The sequence below is a fragment of the Armatimonadota bacterium genome, assembly GCA_028871815.1.
Lineage (GTDB): Bacteria > Armatimonadota > Chthonomonadetes > Chthonomonadales > Chthonomonadaceae > REEB205.
Window position 1 is genome coordinate 26,393 of sequence record JAGWMJ010000010.1, and the last position, 18,425, is coordinate 44,817.

Here is an 18,425-nt window from a genome sequence, read left to right on the forward strand (position 1 = left end):
GCGGCACAGTGGAATCCCTGCGGGCTTAAAGAACATTTAATCTGCTCGCGGCAGCCATTCGTTTTGGAGTGGTTATCGCGGCGTTATGCGCACGTCAATGCCTCGCAGCCGGACGTAATTCAAGCTGCGCCAGCGTTGGCGCCAGCGGCTGCTCGGTTACACCTGTAAGACGGTGCATAAGCGCCGAGACGGCGTCGGGCGGTGCGTCACGCTCCTCAAGGCACACCGGCCTGCCGGAACGCAGCAGTTCCAGAATCTTCTGTGGCGAGCCGGTTGCCGTAAAAGGAATAGCCTCCAGCGCGCCGGATGCCAGCAGTGATCGAGCATCCAGCAGAGATTTGGGCGGTGGAAACGGATGCGCGATGCGAACCGGCGTGACGCATTTCGAGGCGTACTCCACCTGGCGTGATAGTGGAACGGCAATGCGGTGGGTGCCGCGCAGTGCCCATGGCTCAAGGTAGACCGGGTCCAGCGCCGAGATCACCGCGGCATTGCCCGGAGCAAATTGGGCGATCTCGCGAAGCGCGGTATAGCGATCGCTTGTTGGCTGCCGCGGCCGAAGGAGGGCGCCTACGATACAAGCGCCAACGCCGAAGAGCATCATGGCCCGCCGATTTGCACCCAGTGCGGAGTCGACGATGCGCCCCAGCGCAGCGCCGCCGGCGATGAGCAGCAGCGCGTAAAGCGGCAGAAAGAACCGCCAGCCCTGGTAAGCGTACATCAGGTGCGCTGCCGCGGCAGGTATCACGCCAAGCAGGGCAAACGTTGCGGTCCACGAGTGAACAGGTGTGCGCCGCCGCATAAGCAAGATGACGCCGGCAAGCCCAATACCAATCGCGTAGAGCGACTGGCGCGCCGCCAACAGATGCAGGTTTGCGCCAATGAAACGAGGTCCGAAGAACATCGCCGGATAGTCGTACGGCACTCCGCACCAAAACTGATAGCCGGTCCGGAACGCACTGCCGAACACCGTGCGATTATAGGCTGCGGTAGCAGCGAACATCGTGGCAATGGGCAGTGCGACGCATGCCATCCGCCGCGTACGGTTCTTGCCATCGCTCCATCCCGCAACCAGAAAGGGAATCGCCAGTACCACTCCCTCGGCTCTCAGCGCGTATCCGATTGCTGCGAGAATTCCGGCTGCCATGTAGAGGCGCATGGAGGGCTGCCGACGGATTTGAAGGTAGATCAGGCACAGCCACAACGCCACCGCGGCGAAAGGGACGTCGGTCATAACAAGGCGCGCCATATAGAGCCAGCCTTTGTAGGCGGCCAGAAGCGATGCGGCAAAAAGCCCGCCCCAGGAGGAACCACTGAGCAGCACGCCGATGCGAAAGGCTGCGGCGATGCCCGCTAACGAAAAGAACAGGACCGCGATAATGCCAACGCCAGGCAGACTCGGCCAGAGACGGTATAACGGAGCGAGAACACCACAAGAGAACCAGGGCGGGTAGCGAGACGGCCAGTCACGACCGTTTATGGCGATATCGACCCGGCCGAGCGTTGCGCTTCGCTGCGCAACCACCGCATACTCCACCGAGTCGGGGACCACCTCCAGGCTGGAGGCGCTGCGCGGTGAGCGATACGCAACAATGCCTGCGAAGAGCAGCGCGAGCACCACCAGGACAGCACGAGAGCGCATGGCGTTAGATGCAGGTGGTGTTCAGCGCTCGGACGTCTTGTGAGCCGCGGGTGTGAACGAGGTACCGCATCCGCAACTGCGGGCCGCGTTTGGGTTGGAGAACTTCCAGCCGCCTTCCAGAAGGTTCTTCGTGGAGTAGTCCAGAACGAGGCCGGTAATGTGCTTCAGACTTTTAGGGTCGACCACAACGGTTATACCGTGTGCATCCAGTTCCGTATCTCCGGCACGGGGCGCCTCGGCAAGCTCCAGATAGTACGAAAGGCCGGAGCAGCCGCCGCCACGCACACCCACCCGAAGCACCCAGGGCTGCGCGCCCTTCCGGTCCATCAACAGGCGCACACGGTTAGCTGCGGCCGGCGTCAGTGTTACCGCTGCGCTCCCGGCGGTGGCTGTTTCCATCATTGCGGCGTCATCCATCAAAAGAACCCCAGTTCCAGCTTGGCAGCCTCCGACATCATCATCAGGCTCCACGGCGGCTCCCAAACCAGTCGCAAATCCACCGCGGTCACGCCGGCTACGTCGCGCACCTTCTGCTCCACCTCCGGCGGCAAAGACTCAGCCACCGGGCAGGCAGGCGAGGTCAGCGTCATGGTAACTTCCACCGCACCGGTGTCACTCACCTCCAGATTATAGATCAAGCCCATCTCATAGATGTTGACCGGCACTTCCGGGTCGTAGATGCCCTTCAGAACCTCAACAATCTGATCCTCAATCAGAGAGACCTCCAGCGGAGTCAGCTGTTTCTCCGCGGCATCGGAGCTATCGTTCCTCACGGACGGCCTCCTCATTCTCGGTGCTGACTTCACCGCGTTGATGCAAGGCCGCGTCGAGTGCATGCCAGGCGAGGACGGCGCATTTTATTCTCGTAGGGAACTGGTGAACTCCGGAGAGTACCGCAAGTTTGCCCATGAGTTCCTCCGCATCGCCTTGCACCATACCTCCCGTGAGCAACACGCGCATTTCGGCAAACAGCCTGTCTGCCTCCTCCACGGTGCGACCGATCAGTGCTTCGGTCATGAGCGATGCCGACGCACGTGAGATTGCGCAGCCCGTACTTTCGAAGCGCAGCTCGCGAATGGTGCCGTCCTCCACGCGAGCATACACGTGAATATGGTCGCCACATAGCGGGTTGTACCCTTCGGCCGTGCAGTTGGCGCCCGGCAAGGCGCCAAAGTTGCGCGGCCGGCGATTGTGATCCAGAATGGTCTCCTGGTACAGATCGTCAAGATCGGCCATCGGAAGCTCTAGCCCTCCCCTCCCATTAACCGAACAACCTTGTACAAACTCTGGGCCAGGGCGTCGACGTCTGCTCGGGTGTTGTAGCACGCCAGCGACATGCGCGCCGTCGCCGGTATGCCAAACCGCTGCATCACGGGCTGCGCACAGTGGTGTCCGGTACGGATCGCCACGCCCTCCCGATCTACAATGGTTCCGATATCATGCGGATGGGCGGCCTGCATCACAAACGAGTGGACGCTGGCCTTGGCGGCAGCCGTGCCGACGATCCGCAGACCCGGCACTTCCATGAGGCGCTCCTCTGCATACTTGAGCAGATCGTGCTCATGTTTGCCGACCGCCGCCATTCCCAGTCCGGATAGGAACCGCAGCGCTGCAGCGAGGCCGATCGCGCCGGCGATATGCGGCGTACCGGCTTCAAACTTCCAGGGCAGGTCGTTCCAGGTACTGCCAGTAAAGGTTACCGAGGCTATCATATCTCCACCGCCCTGCCAGGGTGGCATGGCACGAAGCAGATCTTCACGGCCGTACAGAACGCCAATGCCGGTAGGGCCATACACCTTGTGCCCGGAGAATGCGTAGAAATCGCAGCCGAGGTCCGCTACATTCACAGGCACATGATAGGCCGCCTGTGCGCCATCGACCAATACCGGGACGCCGGCGCGGTGGGCGATCGCCACCAGTTCGCGCACGGGATTCACGGTGCCCAACGCGTTGGACATATGCGTAACGGCGGCGATACGCGTTCTTGGTGTTAGCCGCCGCTCCCATTCACCCGGCATCAGTTCACCGCTGACCGAAATCGGCGCCACGCACAGCTTTGCTCCACGTTCGGTACAGAGCATCTGCCACGGCACGATGTTGGAGTGGTGCTCCATGCCGGTTATGAGCACTTCGTCACCGGCGCCAACGTTGGCGCGGCCGAACGACTGCGCCACCAGATTGATCGACTCGGTGGCGCCGCGGGTGAAGATAATCTCCTCAACCTTGTTTGCGCCGAGGAAAGACCGGACCTGGTCGCGAGCACCTTCGTACGCGTCGGTGGCGCGGGCGCTGAGCTCGTGGACGCCGCGGTGCACGTTGGCGTTGTCGTTGCGGTAGTACCCGCTCAGCGCGTCCAGCACCACATCGGGCTTTTGAGTGGTTGCTGCGTTGTCGAGGTAGATGAGCGGCTTGCCGTGCACCAACTGATGGAGCGCCGGAAACTGGGCACGCACACTCTCGACGGCGTACTCCTGCGGTATGACAGCGCGAGTCTCCATTTGGGCTAGGCCACTCCGTCCGCGCCGCCATGTGGGAGGTGGTGATCGAGTACGGCCATAACCCGGCGACGAACCTCCGCCGAAGCGATACGGTCGGCCACTCCGGCCGCGAATGCCCAGGTGAGAAGCCTGCGGGCGTCTTCGTGCCCTATCCCACGCGCCTGCAGATAGAAGATGGCGTCCTCGTTCAGTTGGCCAACCGTGGCGCCATGCGTACACCGCACGTCGTCGGCAAAGATCTCCAGCTGCGGCTTCGTGTTGATTCGGGCGGTATCGCTGAGCAGCAGTGTCTGGTTGGTCTGCTTTGCGTCGGTCTTCTGCGCATCCTGACGGACGAAGATCTTGCCGTTGAAGATGCCGTGAGAACTGCCGGAGAGAACCGATTTGTACAGTTCATGGGACGAGCAGTCTGGTGCGGCGTGGTCGATCACGGTATGGTTATCTACCACTTGCACGCCATCGGCCAGACAGATGCCGTCGAGCGTACATTCGGCACGACGACCCGCGAGAACAGCTCCAATATCGTTCCGCACAAGGCGGCCGCCGCGCGTTAGATTGTGGGAAGTGACCACCGCGCCCTCACCAAGGTGAAACTGGGTTGAGGCTACGTGAATGGCCGCTGGTCCCTCGAGCATCATCCTGTGGTGGTGCAGACGCGACCCTGCGTCGCAGCGAACTTCGGTAACGGCATTCGTGAAGACCGGCCCATCACCAACCGTGAGCCACGTCTCAGTTACCACTCCTTCGGCGCCTGCTTCCACCAGGATGAGGATTCTCGGCCAGCACGCCGAGGGTACGGCGCCGGCGACGGAGACAAGGACCAGGTCAATCGGCGGCGGCGCGCATCCACGGCCAATTCGGACCACGGCGCCGTCGTGCAGGAATGCCGTGTTGAGTGCGGCAAACGGTTGATTGTCGATCGGCGCTAGCGAGCCCAGCGTCGTGAGCCACTCGTCGCTCTCCGCTCCCGAGCGGAGCGTGGTGAGCAACATCCCTGGCAGCGCATCCGGTAGTTGCGACAGCGTGGGCGAACACACGCCGTTGACGAAGACTAGCCGTGCCCCCTGGCTGCCAACTGCCGCCAACACGGCGGACCTCACCTCCGCCTCATGACCCGGATCGGTCAGCGCCGGCTCGAAGCTGGTCTCCACAATTGGCGCCGTTGGGGTAAAGCGCCACTCCTCATTGCTGCGGGTGGGAAAGCCAACGGTGTCGAATGCGCGCATGCCGCGTTCGCGCAATTCTGCCAGCCAGGCCGGCGCGCTGCCGGACCGCAGCCGCTCAAACTGCGTGTAAAGCTCCTGCTGCACCTCGGTTACCTGCGCCATCGTTTCGCCCCACCGTGCATCCGCGGCGCGTCGCCGGTACACCGAACATCTAACCCAACAGTCGAAGTCATGATCATCGAGTTATGCCGTTACCGCTTCGGTATCCGGCGCTCCGGTGAGCCAGGAATATCCGCGCTGCTCCAGTTCGAGAGCCAAAGAGCGGTCGCCGCTTCGAACGATCTTGCCCGCGCTGAGCACGTGGACGAAATCCGGAACGATGTAGTTGAGCAGGCGTTGATAGTGGGTTACCACCACAATGGCGCGGTCCGGCGATCGCAGGGCATTGACCCCCGCCGCAACCGTTTGCAGCGCGTCGATGTCCAGACCAGAGTCGGTCTCATCCAGAATCGCCAGCGCCGGCTCCAGTACTGCCATCTGGAAAATCTCGTTCCGCTTCTTTTCGCCGCCCGAGAAGCCTGCATTCACGGGTCGTGTCAGAAGCTCGGCGTCCATGTTAAGGGCAGCCACCTTTTTGCGCGCCAGTTTGAGAAAATCCATAGCGTCCAACTCAGGCTCGCCACGGTAGGCTCGGATCGCATTGAGCGCCGCCTTGAGAAAATAGGTGTTGTTGACGCCCGGAATCTCTACCGGATATTGAAACGCCAGGAAGATCCCCTCGCGAGCGCGTACTTCAGGCTCCATCTCCAACAGATCGCTACCGCGAAATGTAACCGAGCCGCCAGTCACGTGGTAGCTGTCGCGCCCGGCAAGTACGGCCGCCAGCGTGCTTTTCCCCGATCCGTTCGGCCCCATTATCGCGTGGACTTCGCCCGCGCCAACGCGCAGGCTGATCCCTTTCAGTATTTCGCGCTCGCCAATGCTTGCGTGCAGATCCTCAATTACCAGCATCAGAAACAGGTCTCCATTCCCTCTCCACAGTTGCGGCCAATCAGCCGACTAACCGACGCTGCCTTCAAGGCTGATCCCCAGCAGCTTTTGCGCTTCTACGGCAAACTCCATCGGCAGTTCGCGGAAGACCTCCTTGCAGAATCCATTCACGATCATGTTGACGGCATCTTCCGTTGAGATGCCGCGCTGCCTCAGATAGAAGATCTGGTCTTCGCCGATTTTAGACGTGGAGGCTTCGTGCTCCACCTGTGCCGTTGGATTGCGAACATCGATGTAGGGAAATGTGTGCGCGCCACACCGGTCTCCGATCAACAGCGAGTCGCACTGAGAGTAGTTCCGCGCCCCGGCGGCGCCGGGATTCATGCGCACCAAACCGCGATAGGTGTTTTGACCACGGCCCGCAGATATTCCCTTCGACACGATGGTGCTGCGCGTATTGCGGCCTATGTGCACCATTTTGGTCCCGGTATCGGCCTGTTGAAGATTGTTGGTTACGGCGACGGAGTAGAACTCGCCAACCGAGTTGTCGCCCATCAGGATGCAGCCGGGATACTTCCAGGTGATTGCAGAACCCGTCTCGACCTGCGTCCAGGTGATTTTGGAGTTGACGCCAACGCATTTGCCCCGCTTGGTCACAAGGTTCAGAATGCCGCCACGCCCATCGCGGTCGCCGGGATACCAGTTCTGCACGGTGGAGTACTTGATTGTGGCGTCGTCGAGCGCCACGAGTTCTACGACGGCAGCATGCAGCTGATTCTCATCGCGCATCGGCGCAGTACAGCCTTCGAGGTAGCTGACGGTGGCGCCGGCATCCGCGATGATCAGCGTCCGCTCGAACTGCCCGGTATTTGCCGCATTGATGCGGAAATACGTCGAGAGCTCCATGGGGCACTGGACGCCCGGCGGAATATAGCAAAAGCTGCCATCGGAGAAGACGGCAGAGTTCAAGGTTGCGTAGAAGTTGTCGGTGTACGGCACCACGCTGCCCAGGTACTGGCGAACCAGGTCCGGGTGGTTCTGCACCGCATCGGAGAACGATCCAAAGATGATGCCGAGCTTTGAAAGCGTTTCGCGGAAGGTTGTGGCTACAGAGACGCTGTCGAATACTGCGTCGACGGCTACATTGGTCAGGCGCTTCTGTTCGTCCAGCGAAATACCGAGCTTGTTGAATGCTTCGCGCACCTCCGGATCGACCTCATCGAGGCTGTTCAACTGCTTCTTTGGCTTTGGGGCTGCGTAGTAGCTTATCGCCTGAAAGTCGATAGCCGGATACCGCAGGTTTGCCCATGTGGCTCGGTTCTCCATCTTCAGCCATGTGCGAAGCGCCTTCAGGCGCCACTCCAGCAGCCACTCCGGCTCCTGCTTCGTCGCGGAGATCCTGCGCACGGTGTCCTCGTTCAGGCCGGGCGGCGCGATCTCGGTATCTACGTCCGTTACAAAGCCGTACTTGTACTCGGCGCCGGCAAGCTGTTCTATCGTATCTGGGGCAGTAGTCATTGCTTCCTCGCAGTCGGCAGCCAGTCGGTACCGCTCATCGGCATAAGCGCTATCGTCGCTCGCGCCTGGTCACCGGCAATCTCTTCCACGGTGAGAAGATGCAGCATCTGCACAATCCGCTCGTTGATCCGCGTCATCGGCGTTCGCACTGTGCAGGTGGTGTATTGCTGGCACAGGTTATCCACCGACTTCAGGCAGTGAACAATCGCCGGCGCGCCGTCAATCGCCTCAATCACGGCGCCAACACTTATCGCGCCGGCGGCGCGGGCCAGGCGGTATCCACCGCTCTTGCCTGCGCTGGAGGTCACGATGCCGGCGCGTGCCAGCCGCTGCAGTATCTTGGCCATCAGTTCGGCCGGAATCTGGTAGCGCTCGGCAATATCCCGCGCCGGCACCGCCTCACTGGGAGGCAGTCCGCGCAAGTCCGACAGGGCGAGAAGCGCATAATCCGTTTTTTTGCTCAGTGTAAGCATCTTGCCGATCTCCGACCAAAACGGTCGCAGTTAATGTACCCGCAATCCGCCGGTCGGGTCAACACCTGTTAGCCGGAGGTGGACCACGGGCGCTCTTTGGGCCGGATACACGGATCGGTCGGCTGCTTCGGCCGCACCGAATCACCGTTGATTACGTTCCATCCGCAGCAGACAACGCCACAAGCTGTGATCCTGAGCAATGCGAACGATCTCTCTGCTCCGACGATCGCGGCATGAAGCGCCGCCCGCGTGGCTGGTTCCGGCTGAACCGGAACCATCAACGGCCTATCCCTCTACGTTGCTTGGGAAGACGACTGGGGGCCCGGATGAGAACGCGATGAGTGGTGACTCACGCGGCGCAGACGCCGCTGTGGTTGGTCGGTGCAGTCGAAAACAACCCGGAACAGAAGCGCATTACACTGCTTGTGTCTCACAAGGAGGTAACCGCAGTTAACGCCATCGGTCAGGTCAACTCCATCGGGCCAATCGATCCGATGCTTCGGCCGCACCATACCGCAGGCGATGACGTTCTATCGCCACCACGAGAATATCCGCGGATACTGCATACGGCGCCATCGCCACTGCCCGTTGATGGCGCGCGCCGGAAAATAGCACGTGTTCCATCCCGCACTCCGGATTACCGCTGAACCTCTTGCAGGTCCTGCTCCGCCATGCCGTGCAGGACCTGGTCGGCGGAGCCTACAGGTGCATCGCGTGTGGCGCTAATCACCGCGCGAAAGTCGGCCGCTGCATCGTGTTGCCGACCCGCCAATGCCAACGCCTCGCCAAGACCCAGGCGCCGCGAAGCATCCGGCCACATCTCGTATTCCGCCGCCGCATCCGTAGCCATCGCGCCCATGTCGTCCGCATAGTAATCATCGAGCATCACGCGGCGCCACGCCTCCGGACCGCGCGACCGGAGATGGGCCATTGAAAGGTCCACCCGGTGAGAAACCTGCAATGCATCGCCGTATCCCCGGTATCGCTGGCCGGCAATCGCGAGAGCCGCAAACAGAATGGCGGCACCGGCGGCGAGCGCGCGGCGCGCCCACGTCCGTGACTGGAGTATTTCTACCATCGGGCCCGTCGCGCGAAGCCCGACGGCGGCGGCCGTAAGCAACACCAGTGCTGTCCCCCACCACGCCACGTTCCAAACTGTGCGGGCAGCCGCAAATACGATCGCGCCCCAGGTGGCAGCGGCGGTGGCGCCACAGACCCACGCGAGGCCCGCGCTGATCGGCGCAACGCGCCGCAGAAGGAAGCCGACCCACCAAACGGCCCCTGCGGAGGCGATGGCCGCCCCGCTGAGCGAACCGTACACCAGCGCGCTGACTTCCCAACCCGCAACGGATGGCGCTCGGCTTAGGACCAGGAGCGGCGAGCCCAGGTGGGCGGTTGAGAAGAACAGCGCCGAGGCGGCTGCCACGCCGAACTTTAGAACGATCGCCGACGATAGACCGGCATACACTGCAATGAACCAGAGGGTAGATGACGGGAGTCCGTTCGGCAGCAACCTGGGCAGTGGTTTACGTGTCCAACCCATCAGACGGCGCCCGCCGGCCTCGGCGCCAACCCCCCGGCTACGCCGGGCGCTGAACCCGGAGGAATATAGGGTCCCGGCGGCCGGTCCGACGGCATCTGGATGCCGATTTTGTGGCCGATCCACGAGACCATACCCCCTCCGTCGCGGATGTCGTCGATGGCCCCCCAAATGGCCAGACCGGCGGCGATTACTATCAAGCCTAAACCTATCTCCGGCAGAGATACACCGACAAGACCTATCGCAATCACCGTCTCCTCGCCGCCGCCGAGGTAGAGCGACGAGCCGAGACCACCCAGGAGAATGCCGCCTATTTCTTGCGGGCCGCCAAAATGCCCGCTCGGATCCACGAAGTCGTTCGGTTCACCGCCGCAGTACGCGTACGGAATCTGGTCCAGCATGCTGTCGCGGCTGGCGAACCTCCCAACCTGCGGGTCGTAATACCTGGCGCCTACATGCTGTAGCCCCGCGTCGCCGTTGCTCTGGTAGGCCCAGTCGGCAGCGAAGTTGTACAGGCTGGAAGTTGAGCCACTGCTCGCGATCGTGTTTCCAAACGCATCGAAATCCTGCGTCGCCGTGGCTGTGCCGGAGCTGTTGGTTGCGGCGCGGGCGGAGCCCAGCCCATCGAAGGCCGGGTACTCGCCGTTACGGCGCAGCAGGTCGTTACCAAGGGTGTAAGCCGCCGTGGACGTGCTGCCCTGCGTCTCCGTCACCGGCGCGCCGCCTGCGTACTGCGTGGAGGTGGTGGTACCCGAGGCCGTGCGGCTCACGCGCCGGCCCAGAGCGTCATAGCCGAAACCGGTCGCCGCCGTACCCTGCGTGATCGACTTGAGCTGGCCGTCGTAATCGAAGGCGAGGGTGTACGCCGTGCCGGCCAGCGTGCGGCCGGTCTGCTCGCCATTGGCGTTGTACGAATAGCTGTTCGCGAATCCCCCGCTGGTGGCCGTAAGCTCATCGTCGTTATCCATCGTGAAGCTCGTAGAGGTGCTTCCCACCGTCTCGCCGGTGCGGTTTCCTACCGGGTCCAGGGTGTACGAAATCGAAACCAACGTAATCATAATCTAACAGAACAAGCCTGTCAGGGATTATACAAACTTTCTTGGAAAATGTTCGCACGCACCCTGCACTCAAAAGGTAAAGCGAGCTTTTTGGGCCGGAAAGTTCCATTCGGGCGGCTCTTTTTTGGATTGTTTTTCACGTTTAAGGCTGGAAAGGCATGGCGGCGAGCGCCGGCAGAGACATCGACTGCTGTTCCTTCGGACTCGCTCATGATAACGAGTCGCTGGTTGGCGGCAGAGCGGAGCGGGGCGACGCCCTCTGCGCGGCACCAACATCGCTGCAGCCGGTTGGACGAGATGGGAACTCCAGCAAGGACCCGCGCCGCAATGACACTCGACGCAGAACTGGCGGCGGAGCCCGAGCCATCACTTTTTATCCTTCGGCTTCGCTCAGGGCAGGTCCCTCGACTTCACTCAAGATGGCGACAGGAAGCCGGGATGGCCGAGCGACCTTCGATGTCTTCGCGGCGCGGGCAGCCCTCGCCTTCCGGATTCAACGGTGAATTGCAAGTGATTGGTTGGTGGCAGGCGGTCACGGCACCGGTGGCCGCTTGTCACCAGACATACCAGCGTACGGGCGGCCGATCCGTCACGGGATGAGCAGCACCTTTATGCTGGACGCACCGGAATGAACCAGTTCAAGGCCTTCCTGAAAGCCATCCAGCGGCAGCTGGTGCGTAACGATACCATCCACGTTCAGCAGGCCGCGCACAAGATAGTCGATAACGATCGGATAGCAGCCGGGGCCCAGGTGCGCGCCGTAGATATTCAACTCCTTGCTGTCACCGATAATCGTCCAGTCGGTGGTTGTGGGCTCCTTCATTACTGAGAACTCCACAAAGTTGCCACCTTTCCTGATGGCGTACAGCCCCTGGTTGACGGCATCGGGAAAGCCGGTCGCCTCGATGTAGACGTCGCAGCCATGTCCGCCGGTCATCGCGCGGATCGCCGCCACCACGTCCTGATCGTCTGGATTGAGCGTCTCATCGGCGCCAAGTTCACGTGCAAGATCGAGCCGGGCGCTGTTTCGGTCGATCACCACCAGCTTGCCGGGATTCTTCAGCCTTGCGCACGCCACCATGCCCAGGCCTAACGTACCGGCGCCGGCGATTACGGCAACGTCGCCAAACTGCATCTGGGCGCGCTCGACAGCCCGCATCGAGCAGGCGAGCGGTTCAATGAGCGCCGCTTTCTGCACGGGAAGATCGACCGGCACCCTGTAGTTCAGTCCGTTTGCGGGAAAGACCATGTACTCGGCCATGCCACCCTGCACGCTCCGGTGAAAGCCGTAGATGTCGTTCACCTCGCAGAGCCAGTACTGGCCCCGCCGGCAGTAGAAGCAGGCGTTACACGGAACGATCTGCTCCGAAATTGCGCGGTCGCCCAGCGCGAGGCCATACTTTTCGCCGGCGCCATCCCCCAGGGCCACCACGGTGCCGATGAACTCATGCCCGGGTGTGACCGGCGCCTGCACATAGGCGGGGCGGTTCGCGTCGCCCCAGAAGAGTGGAGCGCCGATCCAGCACTTGATGTCGGAAGCGCAGATGCCGCAAGCATCCACCCGGATCACCACCTCACCCGGGCCGGCGGCCGGCACCGGGATCCGCTCCTTTCGATAGTCCCTCGGACCATGGCACCGTATTCCGTCCATCGTTTGCGGCAGGTTTGCCTCTGCGGTCGTCATCACGAGCCCTCCTCGCGGCGCGCCCGGCGCCGTTGGTGCAATGCCGGTGAGTAAGTGCTTAACGCGCGCCTGTAAACAGCCACGGTTCGCTCGGCTGTTTTTGCCCACGAGTGGTCTGCAGCATAAGCGGCGGCCTCCCGGCCAAGTTCCGCCCGCCGCGGGCCATCTGCCAGTAACTGCCGAAGGTGAAGCACCAGGTCGCGCCTATCACCATTGCGGAACAGTTGAAGGCATGGCCGGCGACCAAACGCCTCCTTGAAGCAGTCCAGGTCTGACGCCAGGATCGGCCGGCCATGACTCATAGGCAGCATCACAGAATAGCTGCCGGTCGCTTCGGTATGCGGAGCCAGCGCCAGATCGCTGGCCTCCATAGCGGCGGCTACCTCTTCATCGGAGAGGTAACCCGTAATGACTACGCGCTCCGAGAGGCCCAACTCGTGCATCTGCTGTTCCAGGCGTCGCCGGTATGGCTCCATATCGGCCGTTCGTGCCCCGCCGGCGATGACCAGCACGACCTCCGGTGACAAACTCCCGAGCACATCGAACATAAGCTCATAGCCCTTGTTCGGTGCGATGTAGCCGAACACCGTCAGCGTGGTTTTACCATCCAGACCGAAGCGCCTGCGGAATCCGGCTCCGCCGTCCGGCACGGGAGTAGCGGCCGGTACCCCGGTTGGAATTGTAATGACATACCGAGGATCGACGCCTCGCCCGATCAGTTCCGTTCTGGCCGCTTCGGTATGAACAATCGTGACGGCCGTGGCGAACGGCGCGGCATCCACGCTGTCGCGGTAACGCCGCGAAGCGATGAGCAGCCGCTTTACCAGCCACTTGTGCGGGCGGCGTTCCGTGGGCAAGCGCAGTAGTTGAGCCAGCGAAAAGGTGGTGTGCGCCGTAAGTACGATAGGCTTGGAAATGAGATACCGCAGCTCCCACCATGCAGAGGCGCGCGGCATCACTCCGCCCCAAAAGCTGTGTTCGTGCTGAACGTGCACCAGATCAATATCGCCCGCGTTGAGGCTTTTCGCCTGCTCCACGTAGTGCTCGGTAGGCTGCCGGCCCACCGTGATCGGGATCGTCTCGACCTCGATCCCGGGAAGTCGGTCAAGCGCACGCGTAAGCTCACGCGTGTACGCCGCGACGCCGCATCGGTCACCGATAGTGGTTAGCATCGCCACTCTCATTGGACTATTCCAACTCCCACCGATCTACCGGATCATGCGAGCGCGGCGCAACTGCCGCTTCACCCAGACGCCGAGATGCAACAGACTATTACGTGCGGAGCCGATGAGAATGACGCACTCGATGGCGCATTGCGCGGGCAATCCTCCTGTTTTGCGCCAATAGGTTCGTGCACTGCGATAAAGAACCTGCGTCATACGGCGGCTGTCGCGCTTTACACTGGCCATCCAGTGGTGCTTCACGCGCGCCGCCGGCAGGTACTGCACGCGGAAACCGGCTTTTCGTATGCGCCAGCACCACTCCGTCTCTTCATAGAACATGAAGAACTCCTCGCTCATGAACCCAACGCGGTCGGTAACGTCGCGCCGGAGCATCAGGCACGCGCCGGATACTTCGTCTACGTCGGCAGGAACGGCAAAGTCCTCCCGACCATATTCCAGCCGCCGATCAAACGCCCTGCGGCTCAGGGCAGCAAGGCCGGCATGGCCAAGGAATTCACGCCACACGGTTGGGAAACGCCGTCCATTCCGCTGCAGCGATCCATCGGTGTTCAGCAGCATCGGGCCAACCGCGCCGATAGTGTTATCGGCTCTCAACGCGCTCACCATCAGCGCCAGCGAGCCCGGCTCCGGCTCCGTGTCGGGATTCAGGATCAATAGCACCTGGCCCGAGGCTCGGCGTAAAGCCTGGTTGTTGGCCTTTGTAAACCCGGCGTTCTCAGCATTTGCAATGAGATGCACGGCCGGAAACTCCGCGGCCACCATTTCCTGACTCCCGTCGTGAGACGCATTGTCAACCACCCAGGCATCCCACACGAGAGGCGTGCAGGCAGCCGGCAGCGACGCAAGGCAGGCTCGGAGCAGGTCGACGGTGTTGTAGCTGACGACCACAATCGACAGATCGAGCTCTATCCCGCCGGCGCGATTCCCGTCTATCTCGTCTCCGAGGTCTGCCAACAACATCGCCTCAGACCGGCGCCGGGTAGCGCGCAAGCACCACCGCGCGGCGCACCTTGAGCGTCGGCGTCAGTTCGCCGGTCTCAATCGAGAAGGGAGCATCGGCAACGACGAAGGCACGTACCTTTTCATAGTCGGCCAGCCCGGCGGTAAGACGGTCGATCTCCTGCCGAAGCATCGTGCGCACGGCGACCTCGGCGACGAGCTCCGCGGCGCTCTGTGATGACATGCCGTGGCCTGCCGCCCAAAGTGTCAGCTTGTCGAACTCGGGCACTATTACCGCGGAAATCGTGGAGGCACCGTCACCGATCAAAACCGCCTCTGCAATGAACGGACTGGCCTTAAGCGCGTTTTCGATGGGCTGTGGCGCCACCTTCTTTCCGTTTGACAGGACGATGATGTCCTTCTTCCGATCCGTGATACGCAGCGCGCCGTCCGCATCCAGTTCGCCAACGTCGCCGGTGCGAAGCCATCCGTCCGCGTCAATCGCCTCATGCGTGGCTTCCGGGCGACGCCAGTAGCCATCCATTTTGCCCACGCCGCGCATGCAGATTTCACCGTCGTCAGCCAGCTTCAGCTCAACACCCGGCAGTGGTGGACCTACCGTGCCCGTCCGTTGACGTCCCGGTCGGTTGATGCTGATGATACCGGCTTCCGAAAGGCCATATCCCTCCAGGATTGGCAACCCCATCGAGAGCAGGAACATTCCCGTGTGTGCGTCCAGCGGCGCGCCGCCCGACACGATGTACCGGATGCGCCCGCCAGTCGCGCGCGCGCGAAGTTTGCGCAGAGCCACACGGTCGGCTATACGGAACAGGATTCGACGGACTCCGGCCGGTTCATGTCCGTTGCTGCGCACGTTTGCAACCGCCGCTCCCTCGCGCAATGACCAGATCACAAGTTCCCGTGGCATACGCGGAAGCGCGTCAATCCCGGAGCGCAGTTTGGCGCTCATTGCCTCCAGCAGCCGCGGTACACAGAGCATCACAGTTGGCTGCAACGTCTGTATCTCACGCGCCAAGGTGGCGAGCCCCTGGGAGTAGACGATCTGGGCGCCGCTCAGCAGCGGCAAGTAGTGGCCGCCAACGCGCTCGGTTATGTGGCTGAGCGGCAGGAACGAGAGGAAGAGGTCCCCGGGCCCAATTGTGGCTATTCGCTCCTCCGGCACCGCAAGCGGAGCATGGAGCATCGCGCGTTGGCTCAGAATAGCTCCCTTGGGCTCTCCGGTGGTTCCGCTGGTGTAGATTAGCGTCGCTGTGTCGGTTGGAGCTACGGCGTGCTGTGCATCGATCAACCTTTCGGCGACAGCGCTTGTCGCCAGCGCCAGGAACGACTCGAAACTCTGCAGTCCCGGCTTGGCGTCGTCAGCCGTATCCAGGTCGAATGCAATACAGTGCAAGCGGTCGCCAACCAGGCGGGCTATCTCTCCGAGCTTCTTCCGCTGGCTGGGGTACGAAAGAAACAACAGCCATACGCCTGCGTCGTTCACAATCTCTGCAATTTGCTGGGCAGGCAGAGATGCGTAGGGCCCGACGACTATCGCGCCGATAGACTGCGCGGCAAGGTCGATCACGGCCCACTCGACGCGATTCTCTGCAAGTATGCCAACGCGATCACCACGCGATATCCCCGCTTCCAGAAGCGCGGAGGCTGCAGTCCGCACGTGGCCGTCCAGATCGCGGTACGTCCATACGGTATAGGCCGGCGCCTTCGTTTCCTTGAACGATACTGCCGGTTCGGCCGGATACCGAGCTACGATCTGTTGGAAAGTGCTATAGAGAGTTTCGCCGGCCATTGCCACCTCCCAGACAGCATGGCGCTGGCAACTCCGACCGAGTTCCCGAGCAGTATGTGGCGCGATACTCGCGCCGGCCGAGCGGAACCGTACGGCCCATCAATTTGGCGGCTGCACAGCAGTACCGCCGGAGGGGTTGCGCCCGCCTGCAGGTGAACCAACGTCGGCGCCTGGTGAACTGGGCGCCGCCTGACTGCCATCCGGCGGTGCGTTACCCGACGGCGGCGCTGCGCCGGCGGGTGGCGTCGCGGCGGAGCTGCCCGTCGAACCACTGGCCGACGCCGGGTAGTTGACCGGCATCCGCAGGCGGTCCGTTGCGGCGATACGGACGCCATCTTTGTAGATGGCGCCTCGTACAAACACGGGACCTGCAACACCCTCGGGCAACCCCGTTACCGGCAGGTCGAGGGGAATATCGAATGATTCGCGATCCTGCTGTGGCGTATAGGTCTGAAAGACGCAGAGCTGCGGTGTCGGCTGGTTCGGTTGCCCCACGGCGCCAGGCACCGGTACGGGTTGACCATCTGCCGTGTAGAACAGCAGCGTAATGCGCACCTGCTTGCCCGTGAGGTTGACAAGAGTGCCGGCACAGCCGAAGCGGAGCCGCATGCCGCCGTCCCGGCCCGCACCTATTCCGGTAAATGATACGGCCTCCACGGAACTCGCCGCTGTTTGGCCGATGATAGCTCCTGCGGCGGTTCGCTGTGGGCGGGCGACCGGCGCTGGTGAGGTTGCGCCGGGAGTGGGGAGTTGGTTCGTCGCTGTGCCAGTGGCGGCCCGTGGCGCAGGGTGCTTTCTATCCACCGTCGTTCGAAGAATGAACGCTCCAAGTCCCAGAATGACGGCGATCGAAACTCCGGCGATGGACCTCTGCACGCTGCGCGGTAAACGGGCTCCGGTCTTCGTTCCCGCAGAAGAGGGCAGCACAGTCCGAGCGTTGGCCTCGCCTGCAGAGCCTGGCGCGGAGCCGCCCGACGGCGACTGCAATCGCGCAGAAGGACCTGCGTGTGGCGCAAGCTCCGCCGCCTCCACGCCCAGGCTGGTGAGCTGTTGTGATACGGAACTCGGCGGCAGGATCGACATGACGTAGGCCAGCGCCTGCGAAACCTCCGCGGCGGACTGATACCGGGCCTCCGGGCTCGCCTGAACGCATCGCGCCACTACTGCATCCAGTTCCGGCGGCACGGCGCGGTTGGTATCGGAAGCCGCTGGAAACCGGAATGGCTCCTTTGAGGGATCGCGGCCCGTGAGCATGTTGTGCAGCGTTGCGCCAAGCGAGTAGATATCGGAACGCACGTCGGTTTGCCGCGAGCCAAACTGTTCCGGCGGCGAATACCCCACGCTGCCAAGCACCGATGTGTCCTGCCTTAGCCCGGGCTGGAATTGCCGCGCGATGCCGAAGTCGATGAGGCGGACTGTGCCATCCGCCTGCAGCATCACATTCGCCGGTTTCAGATCGCGGAAGATCACGGGAGGAACCTGCGCATGCAGGTAGCCAAGCACGTCGGCAAGCTGCACCGAGCACTGCACGGCAGCGGTAACCGGAAAGTGGCCAACCGCGAACGACCGCATCGTGGTTTCAATGGTCGCCCCGACGATCCGCTCCATAACCAGATAGAAGCGGCGGCCCTCGGCGAATGCGTCACTCACTCCCGGCAGGTTGGGATGCTGCAGCCGAACCAGCATCCGTGCTTCCTGTTCGCACCCCGCCAACGCATCGTCCAGGTCCAGGCTGGGCGTATCCGGGATGTTCACTTCCTTGACGGCAACCTGAGCGCCGAGCCTGACGTGCTCGGCCAGATATACCGTCCCCATTCCGCCACGACCCAAAACACCCAGGATTTTGTACCGCCCATTGAGCAGTACGCCGGCCTCGAGAGAGTTTGACAACGTTAAGCGTTCCCGACGCCGACGCTATCGCCG

The 18,425-nt window shown here is 62.3% G+C and carries 17 protein-coding genes; 1 reads left to right on the forward strand and 16 read right to left on the reverse strand.

The genetic code is table 11. From position 1 onward, the window contains the following. Positions 1-94: 94 nt before the first annotated feature. The 9 genes from KGJ62_12165 to KGJ62_12205 form a co-directional block, all read right to left on the reverse strand. Positions 95-1,642: a glycosyltransferase family 39 protein gene (locus KGJ62_12165; GenBank protein ID MDE2127335.1), complete on the reverse strand. Its 1,548-nt coding sequence runs from the start codon at positions 1,640-1,642 to the stop codon at positions 95-97. Between the two features lie 21 nt (positions 1,643-1,663). Beyond that, positions 1,664-2,041 carry an iron-sulfur cluster assembly accessory protein gene (locus tag KGJ62_12170; GenBank protein ID MDE2127336.1) on the reverse strand — a complete coding sequence of 126 codons (378 nt, stop codon included), beginning with the start codon at positions 2,039-2,041 and terminating at the stop codon, positions 1,664-1,666. Positions 2,042-2,058: 17 nt separating this feature from the next. Beyond that, a complete protein-coding gene (locus KGJ62_12175) occupies positions 2,059-2,430 on the reverse strand; it encodes a DUF59 domain-containing protein (GenBank protein MDE2127337.1) in 372 nt (123 codons plus the stop codon). Next, the gene (locus KGJ62_12180; protein MDE2127338.1) at positions 2,402-2,878 is read right to left on the reverse strand and encodes an SUF system NifU family Fe-S cluster assembly protein; all 477 of its coding nucleotides are present in this window, start codon (positions 2,876-2,878) and stop codon (positions 2,402-2,404) included. Before KGJ62_12180 ends, KGJ62_12175 begins: the two co-directional genes overlap by 29 nt. An 8-nt stretch (positions 2,879-2,886) precedes the next feature. Then, positions 2,887-4,140 carry a cysteine desulfurase gene (locus KGJ62_12185; GenBank protein ID MDE2127339.1) on the reverse strand — a complete coding sequence of 418 codons (1,254 nt, stop codon included), beginning with the start codon at positions 4,138-4,140 and terminating at the stop codon, positions 2,887-2,889. Between the two features lie 5 nt (positions 4,141-4,145). Then, the gene (gene sufD, locus KGJ62_12190; protein ID MDE2127340.1) at positions 4,146-5,468 is read right to left on the reverse strand and encodes a Fe-S cluster assembly protein SufD; all 1,323 of its coding nucleotides are present in this window, start codon (positions 5,466-5,468) and stop codon (positions 4,146-4,148) included. An 81-nt stretch (positions 5,469-5,549) separates the two neighbouring features. Continuing rightward, positions 5,550-6,317, reverse strand: a complete 768-nt coding sequence (gene sufC / locus KGJ62_12195) for a Fe-S cluster assembly ATPase SufC (GenBank protein MDE2127341.1) — start codon at positions 6,315-6,317, stop codon at positions 5,550-5,552. A gap of 48 nt (positions 6,318-6,365) precedes the next feature. Then, entirely contained in the window at positions 6,366-7,814 is a 1,449-nt protein-coding gene (gene sufB / locus KGJ62_12200) for a Fe-S cluster assembly protein SufB (GenBank protein MDE2127342.1), read from the reverse strand. Then, positions 7,811-8,287, reverse strand: coding sequence for an Rrf2 family transcriptional regulator (locus KGJ62_12205; GenBank protein MDE2127343.1), 477 nt, complete (start codon positions 8,285-8,287; stop codon positions 7,811-7,813). Before KGJ62_12205 ends, sufB begins: the two co-directional genes overlap by 4 nt. Positions 8,288-8,628: 341 nt before the next feature. On the opposite strand from KGJ62_12205, the gene KGJ62_12210 reads away from it, so the two are divergent. Continuing rightward, positions 8,629-8,934, forward strand: a complete 306-nt coding sequence (locus KGJ62_12210) for a hypothetical protein (protein MDE2127344.1) — start codon at positions 8,629-8,631, stop codon at positions 8,932-8,934. Here KGJ62_12210 and KGJ62_12215 read toward each other — a convergent pair. The 7 genes from KGJ62_12215 to KGJ62_12245 form a co-directional block, all read right to left on the reverse strand. After that, positions 8,925-9,830 carry a hypothetical protein gene (locus tag KGJ62_12215; protein ID MDE2127345.1) on the reverse strand — a complete coding sequence of 302 codons (906 nt, stop codon included), beginning with the start codon at positions 9,828-9,830 and terminating at the stop codon, positions 8,925-8,927. The genes KGJ62_12210 and KGJ62_12215 overlap by 10 nt on opposite strands. After that, entirely contained in the window at positions 9,830-10,885 is a 1,056-nt protein-coding gene (locus tag KGJ62_12220) for a hypothetical protein (protein ID MDE2127346.1), read from the reverse strand. The genes KGJ62_12215 and KGJ62_12220 overlap by 1 nt, the downstream gene beginning before the upstream one ends. Positions 10,886-11,474: 589 nt before the next feature. Continuing rightward, a complete protein-coding gene (locus KGJ62_12225) occupies positions 11,475-12,569 on the reverse strand; it encodes an alcohol dehydrogenase catalytic domain-containing protein (GenBank protein ID MDE2127347.1) in 1,095 nt (364 codons plus the stop codon). Next, positions 12,569-13,741 carry a glycosyltransferase family 4 protein gene (locus tag KGJ62_12230; GenBank protein MDE2127348.1) on the reverse strand — a complete coding sequence of 391 codons (1,173 nt, stop codon included), beginning with the start codon at positions 13,739-13,741 and terminating at the stop codon, positions 12,569-12,571. Before KGJ62_12230 ends, KGJ62_12225 begins: the two co-directional genes overlap by 1 nt. 36 nt (positions 13,742-13,777) lie before the next feature. After that, entirely contained in the window at positions 13,778-14,707 is a 930-nt protein-coding gene (locus KGJ62_12235; GenBank protein MDE2127349.1) for a glycosyltransferase family 2 protein, read from the reverse strand. Between the two features lie 10 nt (positions 14,708-14,717). Continuing rightward, the gene (locus KGJ62_12240) at positions 14,718-16,502 is read right to left on the reverse strand and encodes a long-chain fatty acid--CoA ligase (GenBank protein MDE2127350.1); all 1,785 of its coding nucleotides are present in this window, start codon (positions 16,500-16,502) and stop codon (positions 14,718-14,720) included. Positions 16,503-16,601: 99 nt separating this feature from the next. Next, on the reverse strand, positions 16,602-18,392 hold the full coding sequence (locus KGJ62_12245; GenBank protein ID MDE2127351.1) for a serine/threonine protein kinase: 1,791 nt from the start codon (positions 18,390-18,392) through the stop codon (positions 16,602-16,604). Between the last annotated feature and the right edge of the window lie 33 nt (positions 18,393-18,425).